Origin of the sequence: Roseinatronobacter ekhonensis (assembly GCF_900499075.1) — a bacterium.
Lineage (GTDB): Bacteria > Pseudomonadota > Alphaproteobacteria > Rhodobacterales > Rhodobacteraceae > Roseinatronobacter > Roseinatronobacter ekhonensis.
The window spans coordinates 80264-107082 of record NZ_UIHC01000003.1 but is presented as its reverse complement, the minus strand read 5'-3'; the positions used below and the strand labels follow the sequence as shown (position 1 = coordinate 107082).

27 protein-coding genes are annotated in these 26819 nt (G+C 62.0%); 12 read left to right on the top strand and 15 right to left on the bottom strand.

The genetic code is table 11. From position 1 onward, the window contains the following. Positions 1-2: 2 nt before the first annotated feature. From ROE7235_RS02370 to kynU, 7 genes are all read right to left on the bottom strand, one after another. Positions 3-326 (bottom strand): hypothetical protein, encoded by a 324-nt coding sequence (locus tag ROE7235_RS02370; RefSeq protein ID WP_121093058.1) that lies wholly within the window; start codon positions 324-326, stop codon positions 3-5. Then, positions 323-1408 carry an EscU/YscU/HrcU family type III secretion system export apparatus switch protein gene (locus tag ROE7235_RS02365; protein WP_121093057.1) on the bottom strand — a complete coding sequence of 362 codons (1086 nt, stop codon included), beginning with the start codon at positions 1406-1408 and terminating at the stop codon, positions 323-325. Before ROE7235_RS02365 ends, ROE7235_RS02370 begins: the two co-directional genes overlap by 4 nt. Beyond that, positions 1405-2196, bottom strand: coding sequence for a flagellar biosynthetic protein FliR (locus tag ROE7235_RS02360; protein WP_121093056.1), 792 nt, complete (start codon positions 2194-2196; stop codon positions 1405-1407). Before ROE7235_RS02360 ends, ROE7235_RS02365 begins: the two co-directional genes overlap by 4 nt. After that, positions 2193-4274: a flagellar biosynthesis protein FlhA gene (gene flhA, locus ROE7235_RS02355; RefSeq protein ID WP_121093055.1), complete on the bottom strand. Its 2082-nt coding sequence runs from the start codon at positions 4272-4274 to the stop codon at positions 2193-2195. The genes ROE7235_RS02360 and flhA overlap by 4 nt, the downstream gene beginning before the upstream one ends. Next, positions 4271-5002 (bottom strand): lytic transglycosylase domain-containing protein, encoded by a 732-nt coding sequence (locus ROE7235_RS02350; RefSeq protein ID WP_147434157.1) that lies wholly within the window; start codon positions 5000-5002, stop codon positions 4271-4273. Before ROE7235_RS02350 ends, flhA begins: the two co-directional genes overlap by 4 nt. Positions 5003-5077: 75 nt before the next feature. Beyond that, positions 5078-6439 carry an oligosaccharide flippase family protein gene (locus ROE7235_RS02345; protein WP_121093053.1) on the bottom strand — a complete coding sequence of 454 codons (1362 nt, stop codon included), beginning with the start codon at positions 6437-6439 and terminating at the stop codon, positions 5078-5080. Between the two features lie 69 nt (positions 6440-6508). Then, positions 6509-7702, bottom strand: coding sequence for a kynureninase (kynU, locus tag ROE7235_RS02340; RefSeq protein ID WP_121093052.1), 1194 nt, complete (start codon positions 7700-7702; stop codon positions 6509-6511). 125 nt (positions 7703-7827) lie between these two features. On the opposite strand from kynU, the gene ROE7235_RS02335 reads away from it, so the two are divergent. The 6 genes from ROE7235_RS02335 (at position 7828) to ROE7235_RS19845 (ending at position 14448) form a co-directional block, all read left to right on the top strand. Further along, positions 7828-8214: a rhodanese-like domain-containing protein gene (locus ROE7235_RS02335; protein WP_183073279.1), complete on the top strand. Its 387-nt coding sequence runs from the start codon at positions 7828-7830 to the stop codon at positions 8212-8214. Continuing rightward, positions 8205-8657, top strand: a complete 453-nt coding sequence (locus ROE7235_RS02330; protein WP_121093050.1) for a methyltransferase family protein — start codon at positions 8205-8207, stop codon at positions 8655-8657. The genes ROE7235_RS02335 and ROE7235_RS02330 overlap by 10 nt, the downstream gene beginning before the upstream one ends. A 274-nt stretch (positions 8658-8931) precedes the next feature. Beyond that, the gene (locus ROE7235_RS02325; protein WP_121093049.1) at positions 8932-10503 is read left to right on the top strand and encodes a Re/Si-specific NAD(P)(+) transhydrogenase subunit alpha; all 1572 of its coding nucleotides are present in this window, start codon (positions 8932-8934) and stop codon (positions 10501-10503) included. Between the two features lie 15 nt (positions 10504-10518). Beyond that, complete coding sequence (locus tag ROE7235_RS02320; protein ID WP_121093048.1) at positions 10519-11955, top strand: NAD(P)(+) transhydrogenase (Re/Si-specific) subunit beta; 1437 nt, start codon at positions 10519-10521, stop codon at positions 11953-11955. 196 nt (positions 11956-12151) lie between these two features. Continuing rightward, entirely contained in the window at positions 12152-13435 is a 1284-nt protein-coding gene (locus ROE7235_RS02315; RefSeq protein ID WP_121093047.1) for a DUF3422 family protein, read from the top strand. 71 nt (positions 13436-13506) lie between these two features. Then, positions 13507-14448, top strand: coding sequence for a hypothetical protein (locus ROE7235_RS19845; protein WP_147434156.1), 942 nt, complete (start codon positions 13507-13509; stop codon positions 14446-14448). 32 nt (positions 14449-14480) lie between these two features. Here the strand turns inward: ROE7235_RS19845 and ROE7235_RS02305 are convergent, their stop codons facing one another. Next, positions 14481-16268, bottom strand: a complete 1788-nt coding sequence (locus tag ROE7235_RS02305) for an ABC transporter transmembrane domain-containing protein (RefSeq protein WP_121093045.1) — start codon at positions 16266-16268, stop codon at positions 14481-14483. A 178-nt stretch (positions 16269-16446) separates the two neighbouring features. On the opposite strand from ROE7235_RS02305, the gene ROE7235_RS19840 reads away from it, so the two are divergent. Further along, a complete protein-coding gene (locus tag ROE7235_RS19840; protein ID WP_147434155.1) occupies positions 16447-16827 on the top strand; it encodes a hypothetical protein in 381 nt (126 codons plus the stop codon). 89 nt (positions 16828-16916) lie between these two features. Here ROE7235_RS19840 and ROE7235_RS02295 read toward each other — a convergent pair whose 3' ends face one another. Both ROE7235_RS02295 and ROE7235_RS02290 read right to left on the bottom strand, forming a co-directional pair. Beyond that, positions 16917-17534, bottom strand: a complete 618-nt coding sequence (locus tag ROE7235_RS02295) for a class I SAM-dependent methyltransferase (RefSeq protein WP_121093141.1) — start codon at positions 17532-17534, stop codon at positions 16917-16919. 82 nt (positions 17535-17616) lie between these two features. Next, positions 17617-17949: a HesB/IscA family protein gene (locus ROE7235_RS02290; RefSeq protein ID WP_121093043.1), complete on the bottom strand. Its 333-nt coding sequence runs from the start codon at positions 17947-17949 to the stop codon at positions 17617-17619. Between the two features lie 85 nt (positions 17950-18034). Between ROE7235_RS02290 and ROE7235_RS02285 the strand changes: the two genes are divergently transcribed. From ROE7235_RS02285 to coaD, 4 genes are all read left to right on the top strand, one after another. Then, entirely contained in the window at positions 18035-19210 is a 1176-nt protein-coding gene (locus tag ROE7235_RS02285; protein WP_121093042.1) for a deoxyguanosinetriphosphate triphosphohydrolase, read from the top strand. Between the two features lie 135 nt (positions 19211-19345). Next, positions 19346-20524 (top strand): trans-sulfuration enzyme family protein, encoded by a 1179-nt coding sequence (locus ROE7235_RS02280; RefSeq protein ID WP_121093041.1) that lies wholly within the window; start codon positions 19346-19348, stop codon positions 20522-20524. A 94-nt stretch (positions 20525-20618) separates the two neighbouring features. Continuing rightward, positions 20619-21053, top strand: coding sequence for a CBS domain-containing protein (locus ROE7235_RS02275; protein WP_121093040.1), 435 nt, complete (start codon positions 20619-20621; stop codon positions 21051-21053). Between the two features lie 60 nt (positions 21054-21113). Beyond that, positions 21114-21614, top strand: coding sequence for a pantetheine-phosphate adenylyltransferase (gene coaD, locus ROE7235_RS02270; RefSeq protein WP_121093039.1), 501 nt, complete (start codon positions 21114-21116; stop codon positions 21612-21614). Here coaD and ROE7235_RS20065 read toward each other — a convergent pair. The 5 genes from ROE7235_RS20065 to puuE all read right to left on the bottom strand — a co-directional run bounded on the left by ROE7235_RS20065 (position 21602) and on the right by puuE (position 26287). Further along, a complete protein-coding gene (locus ROE7235_RS20065; RefSeq protein WP_183073277.1) occupies positions 21602-21766 on the bottom strand; it encodes a hypothetical protein in 165 nt (54 codons plus the stop codon). The two genes, coaD and ROE7235_RS20065, sit on opposite strands and share 13 nt — an antisense overlap. Before the next feature lie 360 nt (positions 21767-22126). Continuing rightward, a complete protein-coding gene (locus tag ROE7235_RS02265) occupies positions 22127-22726 on the bottom strand; it encodes a superoxide dismutase (protein WP_121093038.1) in 600 nt (199 codons plus the stop codon). 106 nt (positions 22727-22832) lie between these two features. Then, positions 22833-24257, bottom strand: coding sequence for a uracil-xanthine permease family protein (locus ROE7235_RS02260; RefSeq protein WP_121093037.1), 1425 nt, complete (start codon positions 24255-24257; stop codon positions 22833-22835). A gap of 73 nt (positions 24258-24330) precedes the next feature. Further along, positions 24331-24822, bottom strand: a complete 492-nt coding sequence (locus tag ROE7235_RS02255; RefSeq protein ID WP_121093140.1) for an ureidoglycolate lyase — start codon at positions 24820-24822, stop codon at positions 24331-24333. Between the two features lie 49 nt (positions 24823-24871). After that, positions 24872-26287, bottom strand: a complete 1416-nt coding sequence (puuE, locus tag ROE7235_RS02250) for an allantoinase PuuE (RefSeq protein ID WP_121093036.1) — start codon at positions 26285-26287, stop codon at positions 24872-24874. Between the two features lie 162 nt (positions 26288-26449). Between puuE and uraH the strand changes: the two genes are divergently transcribed. Next, entirely contained in the window at positions 26450-26806 is a 357-nt protein-coding gene (gene uraH, locus ROE7235_RS02245) for a hydroxyisourate hydrolase (protein WP_121093139.1), read from the top strand. Positions 26807-26819 lie beyond the last annotated feature (13 nt).

Below are 26819 nucleotides of genomic sequence, written 5' to 3'. Positions count from 1 at the left end.
GCCTAGGGTTTGCGCGCGGCCAGTTTTTGCAGCGCTAATGTGCGGCCAAGGGCGCGCGCGGCCCTTGGTTTTTGCTCGGCGACCGCAGCGCTTTGGCGGGCTAAGGTCTGGTTCAGGCGTATGCGCTGCTGCTCTGCCCAGCGGGCATGCGCCAGCCTCGCGGCATTCAGCGCTGGATCGTCCGAAATCTCGACCCGCGTTGACAGTTTTGCGATACGCGCTGCCATGTCCTGACGCGCGCGTGCCAGCCGGCCCAAACGTGCCAGTTCACGGTCGCGGATCAAGCCTGCCAGCAAAGACAGCTGTGCGTGTCGCCCGCGTGTCATGCCCAACGCCCTTTGGCGGCTTTGGCGCGCATTGCCTCTGCAAAGCGGATCGCGGCAGCGACGGCGGCGAAATGTCGGGCGTCGATTTCGGCCCCGATATTGACCGTTGCGTGCAGCGCCCGCGCAGTGGGCGGGTCGCTGTGGATCGGCACCCCGGCGTCGCGCGCGCGCTCGCGGATGCGCGCCGCGACCTCGTCCGTGCCCTTGGCAACGCAGATTGGTGCCGCAGCCTCGAGCGCGGACCATTTCAGCGCCACCGCGTAGTGTTCGGGGTTCACGATGACCACACTGGCGTCGGGCACATCCGCAAGCATCTGGTTGGTGGCGATCTCGCGCCCGCGGCGCGTGCGCTCGCCCTTGGCGTGCGGATCTCCCTCGGAATTCTTCATCTCGTCGCGCATCTCCTTGTGCGACATTCGGTTCTTGCGCAGATGCTCGGCGCGCTGCCAGAAGAAATCCACTGCCCCGATGAGCGTGGACAGCACGAAGACCAGCAGCAAAAAGCGCAGCACCATCTGCATCAATTCGGTCGAGGCGACCGCAGGTGTCAGATACAGGCTGCGCAGTATGGCGGGCAATTCGTGCAGCAAGAACACCCAGAGCACGACAGAAATGATTGCCAGTTTTACCGTGCTTTTGCCGAATTCGAACAGCCCATTGCGCCCGAACTTGTTTTTGGCATTGGAGATGAGCGAGACGCGCGACAGCTTGGGTTGCAGCTTCTCGGGGGCGAAAATGACCGCGCGCTGAGCAAAAAGCGCGGCCCAGACCAGAAAAAACGGCACAGCGAACAGGGGTAGGGCGGCGCTGACCGTGTCCAGAAGCACGGTGCCGATGATCGGGGTGCCGCCCGTGCTGGTTTGGGCCGCGATGCTGTCGGCCTGTTCCAGCAGGACGGTGCCAAGCTTGCCAATACGTGTGATGCTGGTTTGCCCAAGTGCAACGGCAGCGAGCAATAGACCCAGATAAGCCGCCGCCGTGTTGATGTCGGTCGAGCGCGGCACCTCTCCCTTGCGGCGCTGTTCGTCCAGCTTGCGCTCTGTGGCCTCGAATTCCTTTTCGGTGGCGTCTTCCTCGCTCATGGTGGCCCGCCTGTCGGGTTCATGATGAAGGCTGTGAAGGCGTCATGCCAGATTGGCAGAACTAGCGGGGCTGTCATGAACAGCAGCGCCAACCCCGCAAAGGTGATTGCAGGCGCGCCGACGAAGGCGACCATAAGCTGCGGCATGGCTTTGTTGATTGCGCCGAGTGCAACATAAAATACCAGCGACAGGATGACGAAGGGCATGGCCAGCGTGAACGCCAACGAAAACGCCTGCGAGACCTGTGCGACGCCCCAATCTGCTGTATCGGCGGGGGAAAGGAATTGTCCGGGCGCGAAGAGCTGGTAGGACAGCAGCAGAAGCTCTGCCAGCCGAACGTGCAAGCCAAGCGTGACCGCCAGCGCCAGCCCGCCCATGACCAGAATTTGCGACATTGCGGGTTGTGGGTCGACCCCTGCGCCACCGAAGAATTGCGACAAAGAGGTCGCCTGTGCGGCGATGGTTCCGGCGATCTGCAACACGATCACGAACAGGCGCAAGCCCGCGCCAAGCACAAAGCCGGCCAAGGTTTCGGTCGCGACGAGCCCGAGTAGTGCAACGGGCTGCTGCGGCACTGCGGGCAACTCTGCGGCAAGGGCCGGGGTTATCACCGCCGTGAAGGCGAGCGCCAGCGCCACTCGCACGCGCAGAGGGATCACCGCCTCGCCAAAGGCGGGCAGTAGGGCCATCATGGCCCCGACGCGCAAGAACACCACCAGCGCGGCGGTCAGCGTCGGGCCGAAGCTGTCACCAAGCCCGGTGAGCGCTGCGACCAGATCAGAGCTCATGCCGCGATTGTTCCGACAAGGGCGGGGCGCGCTTCGAACCCGATTTCTTCGTAGCTGAGCACAGGAGCGACCAACCCCTTGGCCACAAGCGCTGTGCGCAGGAACCGGCGGCGGCGCGACGAGGTGACAAGCGCGGGGCTGATTCCGCTGGCGCCCAAACCTGCCAGCTTTTCGGCGATACCGGTGGTCAGGCGACCGAAATCCTCTGGTGGCAAGGCGATGTCGGCACTGCCCTGATCGCCCGAAAGCTGGTAGGTCGCGAACATTTCTTCCCATTCCGGTGCGAGCTGCAACAGCGGCACCGTGCCGTCGGGCCGCTTGAGCCGGGCCACAAGTTGAAAGCCCAGACGTTGGCGGACATGTTCGCAGAGCGTTTCCGGCGTCTGGCCAGCCCCGCGCATTTCGGCCAACGCTTCCAGAATCAGCGGCAGGTTGCGGATGGACACCCGTTCGTCCAGCAGCAGGCGCAGCACGCCCAGTAGCATGTCCATGGGCACCTTGTCGGGGATCAGTTCTGACAGCAGGCGCTTGTTGGCATCGGCGCGGGTGGCATCGGTCAGGCTGCCCAGTTCATCCAGCACGCGGTTCAGGCTCCGGTAGGTCAACAACCGCCCGAGGTTGGATTTCAGCACCTCCAACAGATGGGTGGCCAGCACTTCTATCGGGGCCACAACGGTCGCGCCCGAAAGCGCGGCGTCTTCTTGTGCGGCGCTGTCGATCCAGCGGGCGGGCGCGCGGTAGACCGGCTCCGACACATCCTCTCCGGGGGCGTCGAGCGTGCGGTCGGTGCCGATAAGGGCCAGAACCTTGTCTTGCCGCAGCCTGTCGCGGGCCTGTTCGACCCCGTGGATCAGAATGGCATAGCTGCCTGCGGGCAAGGTCGCCTCATCCGTCAGACGGATTTCGGGCAGGATCAGCCCGAATTCGCGGGCGACATGGGCGCGGATATTGCTGATGCGCGCATCCAGACCCAAACCGGGGTCGAGCACCATTGGCACAAGGTCGGGGGCGAACTGGACATGGATTTCGTCCAGATCCAGCACATCGCCCAAGCCGGGTGCCGGGGCGGGCGCGCTGTCTGGTTGCGGCGCGGTGTCCGGGGGGGCGGCCGCCTTTTGGTAGGCCAGATAAGCCAAGCCCAGCAGCAATACCGCGCCCGCGATAAAGGGCACGAAAGGCAGGCCGGGGACGAAGGCGAAGAGCGCCATCAGAACCCCAACGGTTGCCAGCGCCGAGGGGTAGCGGCCCAACTGGTCAAAAAGCTGAAGGTCGGTCGCGCCATTCGCGCCGCCGCGGGCCAGCAAAAGCGCCGCCGCGATAGAGATGATCACCGCAGGAATCTGGCTGACCAGTCCGTCGCCCACGGTCAGAATGGCGTAGGTTTCGAACGCGGCCCCCAGCGACATGCCGTGCATCATGGTGCCATTGATCAGCCCCATCACGATATTCAGAAGCGTGATCAACAGCCCCGCCACCGCGTCGCCCTTGACGAATTTCGACGCCCCGTCCAGCGAGCCGTAGAAATTGGTTTCCGCCTGTTCGGTTTCGCGGCGGCGTTTCGCCTCTGTGTGGTCAATGGCACCGGCCGACATGTCGCTGTCGATGGCAAGCTGTTTACCCGGCATCCCGTCCAGTGCGAAGCGGGCGCCGACCTCTGCCATGCGCCCCGCGCCTTTGGTGATGACGATGAAATTCACGATCAGCAGCACAAGGAAGATGACGACGCCCAGAAATACCGATCCGCCCATGACGAAATTGGCGAACCCCTCGATGACGCCGCCCGCGGCATTCGTGCCGGTATGCCCTTCGCCAATGATCAGCTTGGTCGAGGAGACATTGAGCGACAGCCGCAGCATGAGCGATGCCAGAAGCACGGTCGGGAAGATCGAGAAATCGAGCGGGCGCTGGATGAACAGCGTGACCGTGAACATCAAGATTGCCAACGCAAAGGACGTGGCCAGCCCAAGGTCGAGCGCCCATGCAGGAATGGGCAGGATCATCATCACGATGACGGCCATCAGCGCGAGCGCAAGCAGGATCGTGGGCTGGAACAGGGTCTTTGGGTCGATTTTCTTCATCTTGGCCCCCCCGATTGCGGGATAAGCGGGGCCGCACCATCCAGGACCGCGACGGGTACGAGCGAGCCAAGCGCGCCGCGCCCACCGCCGCCGAGCAGCACAAAGCCGTTTGGCGCGCGCGCAGGCGGCATCTGCGGGTTGGATCCAGTTTGCGGTAATGGGCCAAGATGTTTGGCGACGGTTTCATAGCGGGCAAGGTAGCGCGCGGCATATTCGGGTGTGCGCGAATGATAAGCGCCGACCGCCGCTTTCCAGTCGCCCAGCCGCTGGAAATGCGTCCGTAAATAGCGCGCTGCGTAATTGGCGTTTTGCGCGGGGTCGAGCATGTCCTCGATCGAGGCGAAGGACGCGCCATGCCAATGGTAGTTGAGTTGAAAGCAGCCGAAATCCAGATTTCGCCGCCCGGTTGCAAGTATGGCCCGTGCTTTTGCGGCGGCGTCGGCTTTGCTGTCGAGCCAATGGCTGGTCCCGCCGGCATTGAGCGCCCATGGCCACGGGCGTAGCCTGTCACCCTGTTTGCGCCCGGTTTCCAGCAGTGCCACGGTGCGCAATATGTCAAGCGGCACGCCATGGGTGCGCGCGGCGTTCTGTGCGGCGCGGTCGCACAGGGCCGCCCCGCTTTGGGCCAGCGCGGGCCATGCAAAGACCAGCAGCATCAGCCCGGCCGCGCCGATATAGCACAGCCGGGACGGTTTCAGGCCGGGTCGTGCAACTTTGGAAAGGGGCACAGCACACTCCGATTCGAACGCTTCTGCAGGTCCGAGATCAGGTGTAGCGCAGGGTTCCTTACCACTTCGTAAGCGTCAGGGCAGAAGCGGCGCAATCTTGTCCCAATGCAGGTTGAGCGCGGCGGCGATGGGCAAAAGCGCCAGCGCTGTGTAGAGCGCATCATGGCGCTTGTCCCAGACGCCGGTATGGCGGGCCAGAGCCGCCACAGCGGGATAAACCAGAACCGCCGCAATCGCCTGACCCAAAAGCGCGCCGGGCAAACCGAGCAGCGCTGCGCCCGCTAGAAAGCAGGCGGTCTGGACCACGGCGCGGATGGCCACGACGCGGAAAAAGCGCTGCGAATCGCCGCGTGCCAGCGCGGCCTGATCATAGGTCAGCATGATCAGCGACAGCATTTGCGCGCAGCTTATCATCACGATAATTGGTCCGGCCTCTGCGTAGCGGTCATCATAGAGCAGGTCGATCAACCCCGGCCCGATCAGCGCCATGATGCTCAACAAAACCATGACCGCGCCGGTTAGCCCCATGCGCATACGACGGATTTTGCGGTCATGTTCGCCGTTTTGTCCGGCAAACGCCTCTCGGTAGGATGGGATCAGCAGTTTCGACATCATCGTATGGGCCATGAGCACCGGAAAGAAGGCGAGGAAATAGGCGATATTGTAGATGCCGAGTTTCTCCACCGTCAGGAACACGCCCAGAATGGCGCGGTCGCCCTGAAGCAGAACGAAGCCGAAGGCCGAAGAGAGCATGATCCAGCCCCCGAAGCGCAAAAGCTCGTTGCCCGCGGCCTTGTCCCACGCCAGCCGGTTGCGTGTACCTGCCAGCAAGCTCCACTCCATCAGCAGTTTTGCAGCCCCGGTCACAAGCACACCCGCGACCAGCGCCCAATAGGTCTGATAGATCCATGCCAATGTCACCATCACAACAATGCCAATGGCCTGCGAGGCAAGCTCGATCCCCATGATACGCCCCAGTTGCAGGTGGCGCTGCGCCGAAAATACCCGCGTCGGGGCCGCGCCCAGCATGATCAGCGACAGCCCGCCAAGCGGCAATATCCACATGAGTTCCGGCGCTTCGTAAAGCCATGCTGCGGGCCATGCCAGCGCGCAGGCAACAAGCCATAGGAACACCCCGCGCATCAGGTTCAGGGTCCATGCCGTGTTCAGGAAATCCGGGTCATCGCCGCGTTTGTGTTGCATGATGGATTGCGGAACACCGGTATCCGACAGCATGGTCAGACCCGTCAGAACCATCGCCATCAGCGCCATCAGCCCAAAGGCTTCGGGGAACAAAAGCCGTGCAAGGATCAGGTTCGATGCGAACCGCAAGCCTTGGCTGAGCACGAACCCGCCAGAGGTGAAGGCCGCGCCGCGCATGACTTTCTGCACGAAACTGCGGGGAGCCTGTGGGGTATGATCGGTGCCTGCGCTCATGATGTATCTGGCCTTTTGCCTTGTTTGCGCAGGGTATTGCACCGAAAATCGGCAATCTTGTGGCGCGGGTCAGGTGACTTTGGATCGTGCGTGATAGTCGGGGCGGTCCCAGCGGCCTGTGGCCATGATATCGCATAGGATATCGGCTGCGCGCGTCACATCCTCGGGCGACAGGTAAAGCGGGGTGAAGCCAAAGCGCAAAATATCGGGCGCGCGGAAATCGCCGATCACGCCTTCGGCGATCAGGGCTTGCATAATGGCATAGCCTTGGGTGTGGCGGAAGCTGACTTGGCTGCCGCGCTGGGCAGGGTCACGCGGCGTGGCCAAGCTCAGCATGGGGCAGGCGGCCTCAACCCGTTCGATAAAGATGCCCTGCAACTCCAGCGACCGCGCCCGCAGGTCGGACATATCCACGCTGTCCCAGACATCAAGCGCGGCGTCGAGCGCGGCGAGTTGCAACACCGGAGGCGTGCCCACGCGCATCCGCTCGATCCCCGCGCCGGGGCGGTAGTCCAGATCAAAGGCAAAGGGCGCTTCGTGACCCAGCCAGCCCGACAGCGCGGGGCGCACATGGTCGGCAAGGCGGGGTGCCACATAGATGAAGGCCGGGCCGCCGGGGCCGGAATTGAGGTATTTATAGCTGCACCCCACGGCAAAATCGGTATCCGCGCCCGCCAGATCGACCGGGATCGCGCCCGCCGAATGCGCCAGATCCCAGACCACCAGCGCGCCCGCTGCGTGTGCGCGTGCGATCAGGTTTGCCATGTCGTGCTTACGCCCGGTGCGGTAATCGACCTCGGTCAGCATCAGCACGGCGACGGTATCGTCAATGGCGTCCTCGACGGCCTCTGGCGCGACGGTTTTCAGCACATAATCAGGCCCTAATGTGCGGCACAGCCCTTCCGCCATATACAGGTCCGAGGGGAAATTGCCGGTGTCCGACAGGATCACCCGCCGGTCCGGTCGCAATTCCAACGCAGAGGCCAGCGCCTGATACACCTTGATCGAGAGCGTATCGCCCATGACCACGGTTCCGGGCGCGGCCCCGATCAGCCGCCCCACACGGTCGCCCACGCGCGCGGGCAGATCCATCCACCCCGCCTTGTTCCAGCCGGTAATCAGCATCTGCCCCCATTCGTCGGCAATGGCGCGCGCCACACGGTCCTTTGCCGCGCGCGGCAGAGGGCCAAGCGAGTTGCCATCAAGATAGATAACACCGTCGGGCAGGTCGAACATGGCGCGGGTGCGGGCGAAGTCGGTCATGGCGGTCCTCTTTGGGATAGTGACTATTCGGTGGCGGGTCCGGCGCGGTTGGTCAAGGCATCACAGGGGGTTGCGCAAAATATTCATTTCAGCGAATGTCTGCGGGTGAGAGGTGTGGAGGTTTCATGCGCGTTGTTCTGTTGGCCCTTTTCCTGTTGCTGCCCGTCACCGCGCAATCGCAGGAGTTAGAGGGCGCGCTATCCGAATATCTGGATTTCGCGACCGAGGCTGAAGGCATCATCGCGCCCGCCCAACTGACCGCAGACCTGTTGCCGCAGGTGCAGTTCATAGATGTGCGCAATGCGGCGGCATTCGGGACCAACCCCATCGCCGGTGCGATCCATATTCCGTGGCGCGAGATTGTCGCGCGGTTGGACGAGGTGCCAGCCAGCGGGCTGGCAGTGCTCTATTGCGATACCGGCGCGATTTCGGCGCAGGCGATGTTCGCCGCGCGGCTGATGGGGCGCGACAATGTGCTGGTGCTGCAAGGCGGACGCGCGGGGTGGCCTTGAAACTGACGCTCGATTACCCGCCGGTCTGGTTGCTGGGCGCGCTGGGCCTTGCACGCGCAGAGGTGACCTTGCTCGGCCCTGCCTTTCAAATCGGCGTGCTAGGCTTGCTTGGCAATGCGCTGTTTTGGGGCGGGCTTGCGATCATGGCGGTCGCGGCGCTGTCCTTTCTGCGGGCACGCTCGACCATCGTGCCGCATGAAACCCCGGCCAAGCTGATCACTGGCGGGCTGTATCGGCTGTCGCGCAACCCGATCTATTTGGCGGACCTGATGCTCTTGGGTGGCCTTGCGCTGGTCTGGGGGTCAGTTGCGGGGCTGGTGTTGGTGCCCGTTCTGGGCCGCATCCTGACGCGCCGCTTCATAGAACCCGAAGAGGCCCGCCTACGCGCTGCATTCGGGCCAGAGGCAGAGGCCTTCTTCCAGCGCACCCGGCGGTGGATCTGAGCCGACGCCTGACCATGCGGACCCTCGCGACACCAGGTCGCATGATAGCCCTAACCTGTCGGAAACGCCCGCCCGCCCTTGCAAATGCGTCACTTTTCCGCGATGCACGGGCAGTCAGGATAGGGGAGGATCGCTGCGCTGCCGCAGCGTTCTTATCGTAACGTTTATTGGTGCCTTGTGAAATATTCTTGCGCGGGCTATGCAGTCGCAGGATTGAAATGATCGCGGGGTGTCCCGCATCACAGGCGCTTTAACAAGCAAAGGGGGACGACGCGTGAAAGTCGGGGCCTTAAAAGAGATCAAGCCGGGCGAAGCCCGTGTTGCGCTGACGCCGGACTCTGCGGCGCAACTGCAAAAGCTGGGGCATGAGTGCCTTGTGCAATCTGGCGCGGGCGAAGCTGCCGGGTTTAACGACGCGACCTATGAGGCCGCTGGCGTGACGGTTGTTGCCGATGCCGCGGCTTTGGTGGATGGCGCTGATATCGTCATCAAGGTGCGCGAGCCCGAAGAGGCCGAGGTCAAGCGCTTGCGCGCAGGGCAAACCCTGATCTCCTTCTTCTGGCCCGCCCAGAACGAAGCGATGCTGGACGCCGCCAAGGACACCGGCGCGACCGTGATCGCGATGGACATGGTGCCGCGGATTTCCCGCGCGCAGAAGATGGACGCGCTGTCGTCGATGGCCAATATCGCGGGCTACCGCGCGGTGATCGAGGCGGGCAACAACTTTGGTCGCTTCTTTACGGGCCAAGTGACGGCGGCGGGCAAAATCCCGCCCGCGCGTGTGCTGATCGTGGGTGCCGGTGTGGCAGGGCTTGCCGCCATTGGCACCAGCACCTCGCTTGGCGCGATCACCATGGCGTTCGATGTGCGGCCCGAAGTGTCCGAGCAGATCGAATCGATGGGGGCGGAATTCGTCTTTCTTGAATTCGACGAGCCCGCGCAGGATGGCGCGGCGACGGGCGGCTATGCGGCCCCCTCCAGCCCCGAGTTCCGCGAAAAGCAGCTTGAGAAATTCCGCGAACTGGCGCCGACCACCGATATCGTCATCACCACGGCGCTTATTCCGGGCCGCCCCGCGCCCAAGCTCTGGACCGAAGACATGGTCAAGATGATGAAGCCGGGCTCTGTCATCATCGACCTTGCGGCGGAAAAGGGTGGCAATTGCGACCTGACGGTCATGGATGAGCGTGTTGTCACCGAAAACGGTGTCATCATCATCGGCTATACCGATTTCCCGTCGCGCATGGCGACGCAATCCTCGACACTGTATGCGACCAATATCCGCCATATGATGACGGACCTGACGCCCGAGAAAGACGGCGTCGTCAACCACAACATGGAAGATGATGTCATTCGCGGCGCGACCGTTGCCCATGCGGGCGAGATTACCTTCCCGCCGCCACCGCCCAAGGTGGCCGCGATTGCCGCCAAGCCGAAGGAAAAGGTCAAGGAACTGACGCCGGAAGAAAAGCGCGCCAAGGAAGTGGCCGCGTTCAAGGCGCAGACCAAGCAACAGGTCACACTGATTGCGGTGGCTGCCGTGCTGTTGCTGGCCGTGGGGCTTGTCGCGCCTGCCAGCTTCATGCAGCATTTCATCGTGTTTGTGTTGTCGGTGTTTATCGGCTTCCAGGTTATCTGGAATGTCGCGCACTCGCTGCACACGCCTCTGATGGCCGTGACGAACGCGATTTCGTCGATCATCATCCTCGGCGCGCTGATCCAGATCGGGTCATCCAGCCTACTGATCACGGTGCTGGCAGCGGCCGGTATCTTCATGGCGTCGATCAATATTTTTGGCGGCTTCCTCGTGACACGGCGCATGCTCGCCATGTTCCAGAAATCGTAAGGCGGGGGATCAGGTATGGAATACGGATTCACGATTGCGACCTATGTGGTCGCGGCAGTTCTTTTCATCCTTAGTCTGGGCGGTCTGTCCGGTCAGGAAAGCGCGAAACGCGCAGTCTGGTATGGCATTGCGGGCATGGCAATTGCCGTGATCGGCACGCTGATCGGACCGGGGCAGGGGCTGTGGCCCGCGTCGCTTGTGCTGATCGCACTGGGGGCGGGCGTGGGCTACCAGCTTGCCACCAAGGTGCAAATGACGCAAATGCCCGAACTGGTGGCGATCATGCATTCGCTAGTCGGTCTGGCGGCGGTCATCGTCGGTTTCAACGCCGACATCACGATCAACATGGTTCAGGCCGCACAGTCGGCGGGGGACGCCTTGGAAGGCGCCTTTGCAACGCTGGTTGCCAAGAAAGCTCCGGTCGAGATTACGATCTTGCGGGTCGAACTGGTGCTGGGCATCTGGATCGGTGCTGTCACCTTCACCGGCTCGGTCATCGCCTATGGCAAACTGGCGGGCAAGGTCGACACGTCGGCCAAGCAACTGCCCGGCGGCCACCTGCTGAATGCAGCGGCTGCGGCAGGCTCGCTGGTGCTGATGTTCGCCTACTTGGGCGGCATGGGAAGCTGGACGCTGGTTCTGCTGACCATTCTGGCGCTTTTCATCGGCTACCACCTGATCATGGGCATCGGCGGCGCCGACATGCCTGTGGTGGTGTCCATGCTCAACAGCTATTCGGGCTGGGCGGCAGCGGCGATTGGTTTCTCGCTTGGCAATGATCTGCTGATCGTGGTCGGAGCGCTGGTCGGGTCGTCTGGCGCGATCCTGTCCTACATCATGTGCAAGGCCATGAACCGCAGCTTTGTCAGCGTCATCCTTGGCGGCTTTGGCGGTGCGGCCAAGGGCGACCAGATGGCTGTCGAAGGCGAGCAAGTCGCGATCGACGCAGGCGGCGTGGCGTCGGCCCTGAACGAGGCCGACAGCATCGTCATCGTGCCGGGCTATGGGATGGCTGTGGCCCAAGCCCAGCAGACCGTGGCGGAACTGACCCGCAAACTGCGTGCGCAGGGCAAGGAGGTGCGCTTTGCCATCCACCCCGTGGCGGGCCGTTTGCCGGGGCACATGAACGTGCTTCTGGCCGAGGCCAAGGTGCCCTACGACATCGTGCTGGAGATGGACGAGATCAATGACGATCTGCCATCGACCGATGTGGTGATCGTCATCGGCTCGAACGACATCGTCAACCCGGCGGCGCAGGATGACCCCAACAGCCCCATCGCCGGCATGCCGGTGCTGGAAGTGTGGAAGGCCAAACAGGTCTTTGTCAGCAAACGCGGGCAGGGCACGGGCTATTCGGGCATCGAAAACCCGCTGTTTTACAAGGACAACACCCGCATGTTCTATGGCGATGCGAAAGCCAGCTTCGACAGTCTGGTGCCGCTGATCGACTGACGGGCGGCTGCCCTCCGACACCACGAAAACCGCTGCCCCCACAGGGTGGCGGTTTTTTCATGCGCGCATGCGCCCGCCGAATAAGTGTTGCCCGCTTGCAAGTATGCACAAGGACACCGCCCGCGCGCTTTTCTTTGCGGCGGTGCAGAATATGCTTTAGGGCAGACATATACAGCGCCAGCCAAGGTCAGCCCCCATGCCTCCCATTCAGGACCATCCCGACCGCTACGCCATGGTCAACGAATTGCACGCGCGCCCGGCGGCCAAGATCACGGCGCCGATGACGGCGACGTTTCTGGCCATCAAGCCGCCGCGCTTTGCCGCCAAACGCTCGCGCGAGGATGACCGCGACCACCTGCTGGCGCTGCTGGAGCGGCACGGCGCCGGGCACCCCGCCCCTGATGCCACGCATTTCTCGACCGATATGGGCCGCTACCATATGAAATGGGAAAGCCATACAGAGTTCGTGACCTACACCACATTCGAGCAGGGGCTGACCGACCGGCCGTTCGATCCGGCCAGTTTCGATGTCTACCCCGCCGATTGGTTGGGGGACGCGCCGGGCAAGCGTCTGACCTCTATCATCATGCGCATAGAGGTGATGCCGGACAACACCGAAGACATGATCGACAAGATGCTGGACTGGTTCGTGCCCGAAAGCCTTGCGGCCTCGGCGGTTCTGGACGGTGTCGCGGTCATTGCCAGCGATTTTCGGATTGATGCCGCGGGCCATATCCGCATGGCGCTGTTCGTGAAACAAGGCACTGGCGGGCGGCGCGTGGGGCGTATTGTCCAGCGCATGTGCGAGATAGAGACCTACAAGACCATCTCCATGCTGGGCCTGCTGCGCGCGCGGTCCATGTCGCCGCAAATGGGCGCGCTGGATGATGAGCTGACCCGGTTGACCCGTGCGATGAATGAAAGCGGGTCGAAATCCGAGGAAACGCTGGAACAGCTTTTGCGGATTTCCTCGGAGTTGGAGAATATGGTCGTCGAATCCTCCTTCCGTTTCGGGGCGACCGGGGCCTATGAGGCGCTTGTGCATCAGCGCATTCAGGTGCTGCGTGAGGCACGGTTCAACGGGCGGCAGACCCTGCACGAATTCATGATGCGCCGGTTCGATCCCGCCATGCGCACGGTGAAATCGGCCGAGGCGCGGCTGGCCAAGATGGCCGAACGCGCCATGCGGGCGGGGCAGTTGCTATCGACGCGGGTGGATGTGGAACGCTCGGCCCAGAACCAGGAATTGCTCGCCAGCATGGACAAACGCGCCGACCTGCAACTGCGCCTGCAACATACGGTCGAAGGGCTGTCGGTGGTCGCGATCAGCTACTACGCGGTGAATTTGGTGGCCTATCTGGTGATGCCACTGGCGGAACCTGCGGGCGTGTCCAAAACCGTCGCCATGGCGGTGCTGGCGCCGGTGGTGGTGCTGGGGGTCTGGGGAATGGTGAAAAGGATCAGGGCTAAGTTTGAGTGAGGTTCTGCCCCCGTATACTGATATTGTTTGGGCTTTTTCCTAGATAGACGGTGAACACGGAGAATTAAAATTTGGCAAAAACTATTGCGCTTGACCAAAATAAGTGGATTGAAATTGCTATTGCTTGGAAGACGCAAGATAAGAATATACACCAAGCAGTAAAATTGAAAAAGCTTGTCGATCTTGTGAATTCTGGTCGTGTCAAGTTTCCTCTTACGTTTTCAAATATCTATGAAACCTTTAAGATAGGTGATGATAACCGTCGACGAGAACTTGCACTTGTACAGTCGGTGTTGAGCCGAGGCCTGTGTTTTGTTGGAAGATACCAACAACGTCAGAGGGAGATAGAAAAAATCCTAAGATATAACTTTAAAGTAATCCCATACGATGAGAATGACCAGTGGTATTTGACACGCAGGTTTTGGGAAGCGGTTATCCCCACCAATCGGTTAATCGGAGATGTTCCAATCTCTGAGCCGCATGTTTCATGGGTTGACGAAAACTCTAGCTATGCATTATTCTCATATCTCTCTGAAACTGATGAAGTAACACGACAAGCCGCTGTAGGGAATTTCTCCACTGAAACGGCCGCGCTTCTCGGACGAATTCAACAGCGAAGAGAAGCGCAACGAGAATTGGGTCTTTCTATGCGGAGGAGAGCCCTAAGCTTTAGTATGTTTTTGGAAAATCAAGATCATTTCTGGGAGGCCGTCGCAAGCGTTGGTTTATCAGACAGAGCATTCCGGGATTGCCCTGACAGCTTTAAACGAGACTTGATCAGGAAAGTGCCATGCCTGTTCATTGAAAGGGAGTTAGCGCTGAAACTCGAAGCAGAGAACACTGAACTTACAGAAAACGACGTGCGTGACATTTTGTTCATGTCAACAACGCTACCATATGCTGATGTTGTCGTTGCGGAGAAACCTTTTGCACAGCGTGCTAGACAGGCTGGACTAGATCAAGAATTCTCGTCCCAAATAACCTCTGACTTAACAGATATACTTAAGAATTAAGTGCAGCGCCAAACAGTTGGTCGTTTTTCGTCTCAAGCCGCCCGATCCGCCGTGAACTGCAACCGCGCCAGCCGCGCATACAGCCCGCCCTCAGACACCAGCTCGTCATGCCGTCCCTGTGCCACGATCTGCCCGTCCTCGAACACCACGATCCGGTCGGCCTGTTTGACCGTGGCCAGACGGTGCGCGATCACGATGGTTGTGCGGTCTTTCGACAGGTGGTCGACGGCGCGCTGCACGGCGGCTTCGGATTCGGCATCCAATGCCGAGGTCGCCTCGTCCAGCAGCAGGATCGGGGCGTCGCGCAATATGGCGCGGGCGATGGCGATGCGTTGGCGTTGCCCGCCCGACAGCATCACCCCGCGCTCGCCCAATTCGGTGGTGTAGCCGTTGGGCAGTTTCTCTATGAACAGATCGGCGGCGGCGGCGCGTGCGGCGTCCTTCACCTCTGCATCCGTGGCACCGGGCCGCCCGTAGCGGATATTTTCCAGCGCCGAGGTGGCGAAGATCATCGGGTCTTGCGGCACCAGCGCCATGACCTGCCGGAAATCGGTGCGCGCCATGTCGCGCAGGTCCATCCCGTCGATCATCACCTGGCCCTGCGCCGGGTCATAAAACCGCATCAGCATTTGCAGGATGGTCGTCTTGCCCGCGCCCGACGGGCCGACCAGCGCCACGGTTTCGCCGGGGCGCACATCAAGCGTGACGCCGTTCAGCGCGCGCTCGTCAGGGCGGGTCGGGTAGGTGAAGGTGACGTTGTCGAACCGCACCTCGCCCCGTGCGGGGCGCGGCAGGGCGCGGGGTGCGGCGGGATCAAGAACGGTGTCGACCGCGATCAGCAGTTCCACAAGCCGCTCTGTCGCGCCCGCCGCGCGCTGAATCTCCGACCAGATTTCCGACAGCGCCCCGACGGACCCGGCGACGATCACCGCGTAGATGACGAATTGCGCCAGCTCACCCGGTGTCATTGTGCCCGCCGATACGTCGCGCGCGCCCACCCAAAGCGTGCCCAGAATACCGGCAAAGACCAGGAAGATCACCACCACCGTCAAGGCCGAGCGGGTCAGGATGCGCTTGCGTGCCACGTCGAAACTGATTTCGGTCACGCGATCGAATTCTGCGCGGCTGGTCGCTTCTGCTGTGTTGGCCTGCACGGTTTGCACCGCGCTCAGCGCTTCCGAGGCGTTACCCGAGCTTGCCGCGATCCAGTCCTGGTTCTCGCGCGACAGGGTGCGCAGCTTGCGCCCCATGACCACGATGGGCACGATGATGACCGGCACCATCAGTAGCACGAAGCCGGTCAGCTTGGCCGATGTCAGTGCCAGCAGCGCCAGCCCGCCGATCAGCATCAGGGCGTTGCGCAGCGCGATCGAGACGGACGACCCGATCACCGACTGGATCAGCGTGGTGTCGGTTGTCAGGCGTGATAGAACTTCACCGGTCATGATCCGCTCATAGAACGCGGGCGACCGGTCGATCACCTTTGCAAAGAGCGCCTTGCGGATATCGGCCACGATGCGTTCGCCCAGCCTTGTGACGAAGTAGTAGCGCAGGCCCGTGCCAAGGGCCAAAAGCCCTGCAAGCCCAAGCGCCGCACCGAAATACTGGTTCAGCATTGCCATTTCGCGCGCTTCGAACCCGTCGACCACGCGGCGCACCGCCAAGGGCAGGGTCAGCGTGATGGCCGCGGTCGAGATCAGCGCGACCATGGCCACGATCAGCAAGGTGCGATAGGGGCGGATGAAGGGCCAAAGACCGCGCAGGGCCGAGATATTCTTCGATTTGGCCCGCGCATCGCGCGCGGCGGTCGTGTCTGTCATGGCAATCCGGCTCTTGCTATTGCGCTATGGGTGTAGTCAAGCGGTCCCTCTGGGGCAAGCCCTTGGGGGCGGGCATTGCCAAACACCCTGCGGCGAACTGGCACAGCCATGCCGCCGCCGTGCGCCGTCCAGCGCAATTTTCAGCACATCCGCAGCATTTTCCAATGGCAACGCAGGCATGACCGCGCTGGTCATTCTCATGCAGAAATCGGGATCAATGCGGAAAGCGGGCCCGACATTGTGTATTATGCGGGCGGGGTGGCCACGGTGGGCGATGTTGCATCGAGTGTGCCATGGCGTCCGCGGCAGGTGGGTCTGGGCCGTTTATGCGCCGTCAGTCACCACTGCTGTTTGCATTTTCCAAATGATTGCAAAGCCTTACAACGGGATGAAAGGGTGGCCCTACATCTTTGGCGAAGGCAAGGCCAAAGACATGATCGTCTTCGACTCAGTCGGCGCGGAGTCGAACCTTGGTTCGGTGCTGGACTTCTCGGATGCGGCTTTGTTCGTAATATCGGTTGTGAACGCAATCGGCCTGCATCAATGCTGCCGATCATGAAACGCTTGGATAACAGCTATAGGTCGCGCCTGAAATCGGGCGAGGTCAGAGCGTTCGAATAGGCAAACGGGTCCGGCCCCGCCACAACTCTAGGCGGCTTTCTGCATCCGCAAAAAGGTGAACAGGCCCAGCTTGGTCAGGTGCTTTTCCTCAACCAAGCTCAACGCGTCTACCCCAAGCACGCGATCTTTTGGGAAGTTGGAATGCCACCCCAGATAATCTGCGAACGGCGCGAATTTGCGCTCAAACCATGCCAGACACCCCTCTTCGCGGGCGAAATGGTTCACCACCAAAATTTGTCCGCCGGGTTTGCAGACGCGCGCCATTTCGGCCATTACCTGCTCGGGGTCCGGCACGACAGAAATAAGATGCATCGCGACCACGATGTCGAAACTGTCATCGGCAAAATCCAACTTGCGCGCATCCATCTGACGCAATTCGCGTACTTGGCTCAGGTTTTCCTCGGATACCTTGGCGCGCGCACGCTCCAGCATATCTTCCGAGAAATCTATGCCCGTGACCGACACGCCAGGCGCGTAATAGGGCAGCGCGAGCCCTGTGCCGACGCCGACTTCCAGCACGTCCCCGCCGGTCTGGTTGGCCACCTCGGTCGCATGACGGCGACCGGCATGGGTGATCTGCCCGAAGGTCGCGTCATAAATCGGTGCCCAACGGCGATAACTCGTGGTAATCGATTCTGGCTTCATGTCATCCCCCTGTTGCGTCAAGACTTGTAGACTTGACGCCAAAGTTCAAGGCGACATTGCAGTTTCGCCAGTGACACACGCGTTACATGGCGAAACTTATGCCACAGCCGCAACTGGAAGAGGCATTGGGGTTGTCGATCACGAACCGTGCGCCGATCAGGTCTTCGGAAAAGTCGATCACCGCGTTTTCCAGAAATGGCAGCGAGACCGGATCGACCAGAACCTTGTGGCCGTCGCGTTCCAGCACCAGATCGTCATCGGCAGGCTGGTCAAACCCGATATCATACTGAAAACCCGAGCATCCGCCGCCATTTACGGCGACGCGCAGGGCCTTGACCTCGCCTGCGTCTTCGGCAATCTCGGCGAGGCGGGCAAAGGCCCGGTCACTGACACGAGGGGGGATGGCAAAGGACATGGTACGCCTTTTCCTGTCATATTCCTGATAACTACACTCTGATATAAGCGCGGAACCTGCGCGGGGCAAGCCGACCGGAGGGATCATGCTCAAACCCTATGCCACACAGCCCGAAGACTCGCGCGGGCGGGCCTACCCGGAGGCGATGAGCACGTTTCGCTCACCCTTTCAGCGTGACCGCGACCGGATCATCCATTCCAGCGCGTTCCGACGCCTGAAACACAAGACCCAAGTGTTCATCGAACACGAGGGCGACTACTACCGCACCCGCCTGACCCATTCGATCGAGGTCGCGCAAGTCGCCCGCACCCTAGCTGCGGCACTGGGCCTGAATACCGATCTGGCAGAGGCGATCGCGCTGGCGCATGATCTGGGCCACCCGCCCTTTGGCCACACGGGCGAGGATGCGCTTTGCGCATTGATGGCCCCGTATGGCGGGTTCGACCACAATGCCCAGGCCTTGCGGATCGTCACGCGGCTGGAACGCCATTACGCCGATTTCGACGGGCTGAACCTGACATGGGAAACGCTGGAAGGGATCGCCAAGCATAACGGGCCGGTCACGGATGCGGGCGGCCACCCGCTGAAAGGCGAGGTGCTGCCCTATGCGCTGGCCGAATGCAATGCGGGCTTCGATCTGGAATTGTCCGGCTATGCCAGCGCCGAAGCACAGGTGGCAGCGATTGCCGATGACATTGCCTATAACCACCATGACCTGCATGACGGGTTGCGCTCTGGCCTGTTCACCGAAGACGACCTGATGGAACTGCCGATCACCGGCCCGGCCTTTGCCGAGGTGGACAAGCGCTATCCGGGGCTGGAGCCGATGCGCCGCCGCCACGAGGCGCTGCGCCGGGTCTTTGGCGTGATGGTAGAGGATGTGCTGCTGGTGGCGGGCACGCGGTTGGGGCCTGCCGATCTGCATTCGGCGCAGGATATCCGCGATCTTGGGTTGACCATCATCCGGTTTTCCGACCGGCTGTTTCGCGAATTGAAGGTGATCCGGCATTTCCTGTTCACCCGCATGTACCGCGCCCCAAGCGTGATCGAGATGCGCAGCAAGGTGACGGCGATGGTCGAGGATCTGTTCCCGCTATTCATGGCGCGGCCGGACCTGTTGCCGCCGGAATGGCGTCTGGATATGGATATCGCAAAGGATGAAACCGCGCTGGCGCGGATTGTGGCGGATTACGTGGCGGGTATGACCGACCGTTTCGCCATTCAGGAACATGCCCGGCTGCTCGGCGCGCCTGACCGGTAAAGGGGGCGCCGCTTGGCCCCCATCGAGGGGGCCGCGCAGCGGCGCGGATCGTCCGCGCTGGGGGCGCTGCCCCCGTCGCACCTGCGGCGCGACTCCCCCGGGATATTTTTGCAAGGATGAAAAATGGAGAGCAGGATGCGTGATAAAGAAAGCCTAGTGCGGCGGATGGCATGGCCCGAGAGCGCGTCGCGCGCCGTTGGCACGCCGATCCAGCCATCGGTGGTCTATGCCTCGCCCGATCCAGACACGCTGGATGCGCAGTATGAGGGCCGTGTGCAGGGCTATACCTATGCGCGCGAGGGCCACCCGAATGCCGATGTGCTTGCGTTCAAGATCGACAGTCTGGAACGCGCGGATGGCGGGATCGTGCTGGGGTCCGGGATGGCTGCGGTTGCGGCGGTGCTGATGGGGCTGACGCGCGCGGGCGATCATGTGCTGGGCGGCGACCAGCTTTATGGGCGGTCACTGCGGCTGATGCGCGAGGATCTGCCCCGTCTGGGTGTTGCCACCTCGTTGGCCGACCCGACCGACGCGGCGCGGTTCATTGCCGCCATCCGGCCCGAGACGCGGCTGATCCTGCTGGAGGTGGTGTCGAACCCGACGCTGCGGGTGGCAGATATGGCCGCGATCATGGCAGAGGCGCGGGCGCGCGGGGTGCTGGTGGTGGTGGACAACACGTTTACCACGCCGCGCGGCTACCAGCCATTCGCGCATGGTGCCGATATCGTGCTGCATTCGGTCACCAAGATCCTGGCCGGACATTCGGATGCAACGCTTGGTTATGTTGCGGCGGCTGATCCTGCGCATCGCAAGGCGATCTATGATTTCGCCGTGACGGTCGGGTTTACCCCCAGCCCGTTCGATTGCTGGCTGGCCGAGCGGGGTCTGTATTCCTTCGAGTTGCGCTATGACCGGGCAGAAGAGAATGCGCGCGCGCTGGCCGATCATATCGCGGGTTTGCCGGGTGTGCGCCGGGTGCTTTACCCGACACGCCCCGACCATCCTGACCACAACCGCGCCGTGGCCCTGCTTGGAACACGCGGCGGGCATATGGTCAGTTTCGAGATCGGGGGCGGGCGCGCGGCGGCCAACCGCCTGACGCAGGCGGCACCCAATATCGCGTTTGCGCCGACCTTGGGCGATATCGGGACGACGCTGTCGCATCCGGCCAGTTCCTCGCACCGAGCACTTGGGGCCGAGGGACGCGCCGCACTTGGCATATCGGAAGGGTTTTTCCGGGTATCTGTGGGGGTAGAGGATATAAACCTGCTGACGCACGAATTCGAAACCGCGATCCGCGCGGCCACGGCCTAAGCCGTTTGGGTTCTTGACAGGCCCCCGTTTGCTGGCGGATGCTGCGGCAAGGTGTCGCGCTGCGTCGCGGCCCACCAGCGGAGGAGGAAAACCCATGCTTGTCAATCAGATCGTGCGCAACAAGGCCGGGAGCGGCGTGGTCACCTTGCCGCGTGGAACGTCGCTGGAACAGGCAGCACAGCTTTTGTCGGAAAAGCGGATCGGGGCGGTGGTCATCTCTGATGACGGCGCGACGGTGGCGGGGATATTGTCGGAGCGCGACATCGTCCGCGAATTGGGCAAGCGGGGGGCTGCCTGCATGGCCGATACGGTCGACGCGGTCATGACACGTGATGTGTTCGGCTGTGCGCCAGAGGATGACGCGGATGTCGTGTTGCAGACCATGACCGCGAAACGCTTCCGCCATTTGCCGGTGATAGAATCGGGTCGCATGATCGCGTTGATCTCGATCGGGGACGTGGTCGCAGGCCGCCTGTCAGAACTGCAACTGGAGAAAGACGCGCTGACCGGCATGATTGCCGGCTATTGATGCCAAGGGTTGCGTTTTGCCGCGCAATATTGTTGCGTGGCGAAAAACGCGAGGGACATCATGCGCATCGGTCTTTACCCCGGAACATTTGACCCGCTGACGCTGGGCCATGTCGATATCATCACGCGCGCCGCGCAGCTTGTCGACAGGCTGGTGATTGGCGTGGCGATCAACCGCGACAAGGGGCCGCTATTCAGTTTGGAAGAGCGCGTGGCGATGATAGAGACCGAGGTTGCCGAGTTGTCCGCGCGCACCGGTGTCGAGATCATCGCTCACCCGTTCGAGAACCTTCTGATTGATTGCGCGCACGAAGTGGGCGCGTCGATCATCATTCGCGGGCTGCGCGCTGTCACGGATTTCGAGTATGAGTTCCAGATGGTCGGCATGAACCGCGCGATGGATGACAGCGTGGAAACCGTGTTCCTGATGGCAGAGGCCCGCCATCAGGCGATTGCATCGAAGCTGGTCAAGGAAATCGCGCGGTTGGGCGGGGATGTCACGAAATTCGTGCCCTCCGCGATCAAGGCGGCGCTACTGGAAAAGCTGGATCAGCGCCCGTAAACGGCCTGCGCCGCGAGTTTTGCGGCATCGGGTTTGTAGATATCCAGGTCGATGGCGACATCGAGCGGCATGGATTCCAGTTCCGCTTTGGTGCGCGTGTAGGCGGCGCGTTGTTGCAGGCGGGTTTGCAGCGTGGTGAGAAGCGCGGTCATTGTAGGCTCCTTTCGGTGTTTGCGTTAACTTGCTCCAAAGATGGGCCATGCTGCGGCGCAGCGCAAGCCACAGGGATGCAAAGCCGCGTTGCATTGGATGCAAGTGTTTGAGGTGACGATGCGACAGAGCGCCATCGGTGGGCCGGGGACTGCCGATCCGACCGATGATCGAAAGCAGTTTATGGCAGCCAAGCTCATGTGACATGGGATCTGCGCGCCTGTGGCAGCCAATCGGCAGGCCGCCGCACGGCCCGCCGATGACGCGGCGGGCTGCGCCCTTGTTCCGTGCCAAGGGGCAGTCCATGAAAAAAGGGCGCCCAAGTTGGGCGCCCTTTCTGTTAAACTGACACTTGAGGCGTCTTACATCCGACCGGCGACGTTGTCCCAGTTCACCAGCTTTTCGAGGAAGTTCGACAGATACGCCGGGCGCTTGTTGCGGAAGTCGATGTAGTAGCTGTGCTCCCACACGTCGCAACCCAGAAGCGCGGTTTGGCCAAAGCACAGGGGGTTCACGCCGTTTTCGGTCTTGGTCACGCGCAAGGAGCCGTCCTTGTCCTTCACGAGCCAGCACCAGCCGGAACCGAACTGGCCTGCACCAGCAGCAGCGAAGTCTTCCTTGAACTTGTCGACAGAGCCGAAGCTTTCGGTCAGCGCTTTTTCAAGCTCTCCCGGCATGCCGCCGGTGCCTGGACCCATCATCTCCCAGAACTGGACGTGGTTCCAGTGCTGGCTGGCATTGTTGAAAATGCCCGATTGCGCAACTGCGCCCGACTGGTAGGTGCCGGTGATGATATCTTCGACCGACTTTCCTTCCCACTCGGTGCCCGCGATCAGCTTGTTGCCGTTATCGACATAGGCCTTGTGGTGGATGTCATGGTGAAATTCGAGCGTCTCGGCGCTCATGCCCAGATCGGCCAGCGCGTCATGTGCGTAGGGAAGGTCGGGAAGTGAAAATGCCATGCTTTCCTCGTCTTTCTTTATGGGTTTAGCTGCACTCTATAAGAGACCTCCGCCCCCAGCCGTCAAGGGGTGGCGCGGGAAAAACACCTCGCGCCACCCGTCTGCGTCAGCCTTTGCGGTCGGCAGGGTCCAGACCCGCGCCCGCCCCATGCATCCCGCCAGAGACCTCTTCGGTCGCTTCCCCTGCCAACTCTTGGGGCAGGATCAAGTTCAGTATGATGGCGATAAAGGCGGCGGGCAGGATGCCTGATGTCAGCAGAACGCGCGGAGTATCCGGAAGGTGTTGCAGCGCCGACGGCTCCAGTTGCAGGCCCAACCCAAGCGACAGGGAAATCGCGAAGATCACCATGTTGCGGCGGTTCCAATGCACATCCGACAGCATGGAAATACCGGCGGCCACGACCATGCCGAACATCACGATCACACCGCCGCCCAGTACTTCGATGGGGACTGTCGAGATGATCGCGCCCACCTTCGGAAACAGCCCTGCCACGATCAGCAGCACCGCGCCAAAGGTCACGACATGGCGCGACATCACGCCGGTCATGGCGATCAGACCCACATTCTGGCTGAAGCTGGTATTGGGCAGCGCGCCAAACAGGCCCGACACGGCGGTGCCCAGACCATCGGCATAGGTCGCGCCAGAGATTTCGCGGTCGGTCGCTTCGCGCCCCGCGCCCCCCTTGGCAATGCCCGACACGTCGCCCACGGTTTCCACCGCAGAGACGAAGGCCATTGCGCAGAAGCCGATGATCGCGGCGGCGGTGAATTCCAGCCCGAAATGCAAGGGGTTGGGCAGCGCGAAAACGGCGGCGCGGCCAACATTGCCGAAGCTGACCATGCCAAGCGCGAAGGCCACCGCGTAGCCCGCCAGCAGGCCCAGCAACACGGCGGAAATGGCCATCATCCCGCGGGTGAAAAATTTCAGACCCAAGGTGACGAAAATCACGACCATCGCGACCGACCAGCTTTGCAGGTTTCCGAAGGCTTCGGTTCCCATTGCCGGGACGCCACCGGCGGCGTATTGCACACCCACGCGCACCAAGGCGAGGCCGATCATGGTGACGACCAGACCCGTGACCAAGGGCGGCAGCGCGAAGCGGATGCGTCCGATGATGGGCCCAAGCGCCGCATGGAACAGCCCGCCCACAAGGATGCCGCCCATGACCGCTGCCATCGCATCGACGCCTTTGCCCGCCACCAGCGGGATCATGATGGGGATGAACGCAAAGGACGTGCCCTGCACGATGGGCATACGCGCGCCTATGGGACCAAGGGTGATGGTCTGGAACAGCGTGGCGACGCCGGCAAAGAACATCGACATTTGCAACATGTAGATCAGGTTCGGGAAATCGGGCGAGTTCGAGCCGAAGCCGAAGCCGGCCGCACCAGCCACGATGATCGCGGGCGTCACGTTCGACACGAACATCGCCAGCACATGCTGCACGCCCAGCGGGATCGCCTTGTAGACGGGTGGCATATAGTCCACGTCGCGCAACTGCGCAGGCGTGCCAAGGGAATTGTCTGTCATTGTCTGTCCTCCTCCAAAGACATGCGGGATTGGTCCGCCAAGGCGGGTGTCCCAGTTTTCGCGGGTCTTTTGCTTAGGGTGTGCGCACCTCCCACGGGGGGGTGAACCAGTGCTCCTCCAGGTTCGGGGTGGGGCCGATGCGGTCTATGACCGCGAACAGCCCCGGCGTGGCGAGGGGTGTCAGAACCCCGTGCCATGTGTTGCGGTGAAAATTGATCGCCTGCGCGCCAGTGGTCAGGAACGCCAAGGGCGTGCCGGGGGTGCCGTTTGCATCTGGGGCGACGACCACCAGAAACGGGTGTTGGTGCATAGGGATGAAGGCTTGAGAGCCGTCCGGGTGGCGCTCTACCATGTTCAGAGCATAGGGCAGGGCGCGCGGCTCTGCATTGAAGATCGAGATCCCCGCGCGGCCCTCCGGCCCGAAATCGAGCTTTGCGCGGTCATGGAAGCGCCCGCATAGCCCTTGATTGATGATCTTGTCGGGCGCGCCGTCAATGTCCAGCACATCGCCGAAAGGGGCGAATGCGGTAGCCGTCAGGGCCTGAGTGCGCACCACCTGCATCATGCCCGGCCCCCGCCGTTGCGCCATGAGTATTTTTGGCAAGATGAAATTGTCATGGCAGCATATCCGTCAGGCGCAGCGCGGCGATACGTTCCACCTGCGCGCAGGCAGTGGCGAATTCGGTCGCGCTGTCATTGGCGATGCGGGTCTGGAATGCCGAAAGGATGCTGTCCTTGGTATTGTCGCGCACGGCGATGATGAAGGGAAAGCCATGCTTGGCAACATACTCGGTGTTGAGATTCTGGAAGCTGGCGCGTTCGGCATCGGTCAGCGCATCAAGCCCGGCGCTTGATTGCTCGGCCGTGGACTCTGCGGTCAGGCGCTTGGCAGCGGCGAGCTTGCCCGCAAGGTCGGGGTGCGCGCGCAAGACCTGCATCCGGGCCTCGGCACTGCCCCTGCGAAACGCGCGCGCCATGGCATGCGCCAGCCCCGCCGCGCTGTCATGCGCGGGGCCCAGTTCCAACGCGTGCGCGGCTTCGGCGACCCAAGGGGAATGCTCATAGATGCCGCCGAATTTGGCGACGAAGCTTTCGCGGTCCATCTGGCTGGGGCGCGCGTGGCGCTGGTGCGGATGATGCGTGGCCCAATGCTGCGCGATCTGTGCGCGCGTAGCGAACCACACGCCATCATGCGCCATGGCATGGTCCAGAAAGCGCATCAGCCCCGCGATCTTGCCCGGACGCCCGACAAGCCGGCAATGCAGCCCGATAGACAGCATTTTTGGTGCGCCTGCGTCACCTTCGGCATAAAGCACATCGAACGCGTCTTTGAGGTAATCCTCGAAATCGCGGCCCGTGACCCAGCCCGGCGCGGTGGCAAAGCGCATGTCATTGGCTTCAAGCGTATAAGGTAGGATCAGTTGGTCGCGGTCGCCAATTTCCATCCAATGCGGCAGGTCATCGTCATAGGTGTCCGAAATCCAGTCGAACCCGCCGGTTTCGGCCACCAGCCGCACGGTGTTGGTTGAGCAACGCCCGGTATACCAGCCGCGCGGCGCGGCGCCCGTCACTTCGGTATGCAGGCGGATGGCCTCGGCAATGGCGGCGCGCTCTTCCTCCTCGGGCATGTCGCGATGCTCGACCCATTTCAGCCCGTGGCTCGCAATCTCCCAGCCCGCGCTTTGCATGGCCCCCACCTGTTCAGGACTGCGGGCCAAAGCGCTGGCCACGCCAAAGATGGTCACAGGCAGGTCGCGGGACGTGAATAGCCGGTGCAGCCGCCAGAACCCCGCGCGCGCTCCGTAATCATAGATCGATTCCATGTTCCAGTGGCGCATTCCCGGCCATGGGGCCGCGCCGGGGATGTCGGACAGAAACCCTTCGGACGCGGCATCACCGTGCAGCAGGCAGTTTTCGCCGCCTTCCTCGTAGTTCAACACCAGAGAGATCGCGATCTTCGCGCCTGCCGGCCAGTCGGCCTTGGGCGGGGTTGGGCCATATCCGGTCATGTTGCGGGGGTAGCGTTGCAAAGGGTGCCTCCGATCGTGATGCGATTATGTGATAAAGCAGAATAATCATTTCCGCTTTCTCGAATTTCTTGAAAGACCTGCGTGCCGCGCACAAGAGCCTGCGCTGGTGTTTTGCACGGGCTTGCGGCTAGATGCACGCAAAGCCGACAAATGGAGGGCGATATGGCCGGATTTCTGACCACTCATGTTCTGGACACCGCGCGCGGGCTACCCGCTGCCGGGCTGGAGGTTGTGCTCTACCGGCTGGACGGCGACACCCCGGTCGAGCTGGCACGCATGACCACCAATGCCGACGGACGCACCGACAGCCCGATCCTGCCGCAAGATCGGTTCGCGACCGGAACCTATGAGCTGCGCTTTGCCGCGGGTGACTACTTGCGCGCCTCAGGTCAGGCCGGCGCGGACCCGTTGTTTCTGGATATGGTGCCGATCCGCTTTGGCATAAGCGATCCTGATAGCCATTACCATGTGCCGCTGTTGCTGTCGCCCTTCGGGTTTTCCACCTATCGCGGCAGCTAAGCTGCTTGACCGG

Coding starts and splice junctions, on each gene's coding strand:
- ROE7235_RS20065 (WP_183073277.1), bottom strand. CDS start 21,766: ATGACCGCGCTTCTCACCACGCTGCAAACCCGCCTGCAACAACGCGCC.
- ROE7235_RS02315 (WP_121093047.1), top strand. CDS start 12,152: ATGCCTCCCATTCAGGACCATCCCGACCGCTACGCCATGGTCAACGAA.
- kynU (WP_121093052.1), bottom strand. CDS start 7,702: ATGACCGACTTCGCCCGCACCCGCGCCATGTTCGACCTGCCCGACGGT.
- ROE7235_RS02365 (WP_121093057.1), bottom strand. CDS start 1,408: ATGAGCGAGGAAGACGCCACCGAAAAGGAATTCGAGGCCACAGAGCGC.
- ROE7235_RS02345 (WP_121093053.1), bottom strand. CDS start 6,439: ATGAGCGCAGGCACCGATCATACCCCACAGGCTCCCCGCAGTTTCGTG.
- ROE7235_RS02275 (WP_121093040.1), top strand. CDS start 20,619: ATGCTTGTCAATCAGATCGTGCGCAACAAGGCCGGGAGCGGCGTGGTC.
- ROE7235_RS02285 (WP_121093042.1), top strand. CDS start 18,035: ATGCTCAAACCCTATGCCACACAGCCCGAAGACTCGCGCGGGCGGGCC.
- ROE7235_RS02320 (WP_121093048.1), top strand. CDS start 10,519: ATGGAATACGGATTCACGATTGCGACCTATGTGGTCGCGGCAGTTCTT.
- ROE7235_RS02280 (WP_121093041.1), top strand. CDS start 19,346: ATGCGTGATAAAGAAAGCCTAGTGCGGCGGATGGCATGGCCCGAGAGC.
- ROE7235_RS02290 (WP_121093043.1), bottom strand. CDS start 17,949: ATGTCCTTTGCCATCCCCCCTCGTGTCAGTGACCGGGCCTTTGCCCGC.
- ROE7235_RS02305 (WP_121093045.1), bottom strand. CDS start 16,268: ATGACAGACACGACCGCCGCGCGCGATGCGCGGGCCAAATCGAAGAAT.
- flhA (WP_121093055.1), bottom strand. CDS start 4,274: ATGAAGAAAATCGACCCAAAGACCCTGTTCCAGCCCACGATCCTGCTT.
- ROE7235_RS02260 (WP_121093037.1), bottom strand. CDS start 24,257: ATGACAGACAATTCCCTTGGCACGCCTGCGCAGTTGCGCGACGTGGAC.
- ROE7235_RS02295 (WP_121093141.1), bottom strand. CDS start 17,534: ATGAAGCCAGAATCGATTACCACGAGTTATCGCCGTTGGGCACCGATT.
- ROE7235_RS02360 (WP_121093056.1), bottom strand. CDS start 2,196: ATGAGCTCTGATCTGGTCGCAGCGCTCACCGGGCTTGGTGACAGCTTC.
- ROE7235_RS02265 (WP_121093038.1), bottom strand. CDS start 22,726: ATGGCATTTTCACTTCCCGACCTTCCCTACGCACATGACGCGCTGGCC.
- ROE7235_RS19840 (WP_147434155.1), top strand. CDS start 16,447: ATGACCGCGCTGGTCATTCTCATGCAGAAATCGGGATCAATGCGGAAA.
- ROE7235_RS02370 (WP_121093058.1), bottom strand. CDS start 326: ATGACACGCGGGCGACACGCACAGCTGTCTTTGCTGGCAGGCTTGATC.
- uraH (WP_121093139.1), top strand. CDS start 26,450: ATGGCCGGATTTCTGACCACTCATGTTCTGGACACCGCGCGCGGGCTA.
- coaD (WP_121093039.1), top strand. CDS start 21,114: ATGCGCATCGGTCTTTACCCCGGAACATTTGACCCGCTGACGCTGGGC.
- ROE7235_RS02335 (WP_183073279.1), top strand. CDS start 7,828: ATGCGCGTTGTTCTGTTGGCCCTTTTCCTGTTGCTGCCCGTCACCGCG.
- ROE7235_RS02255 (WP_121093140.1), bottom strand. CDS start 24,822: ATGATGCAGGTGGTGCGCACTCAGGCCCTGACGGCTACCGCATTCGCC.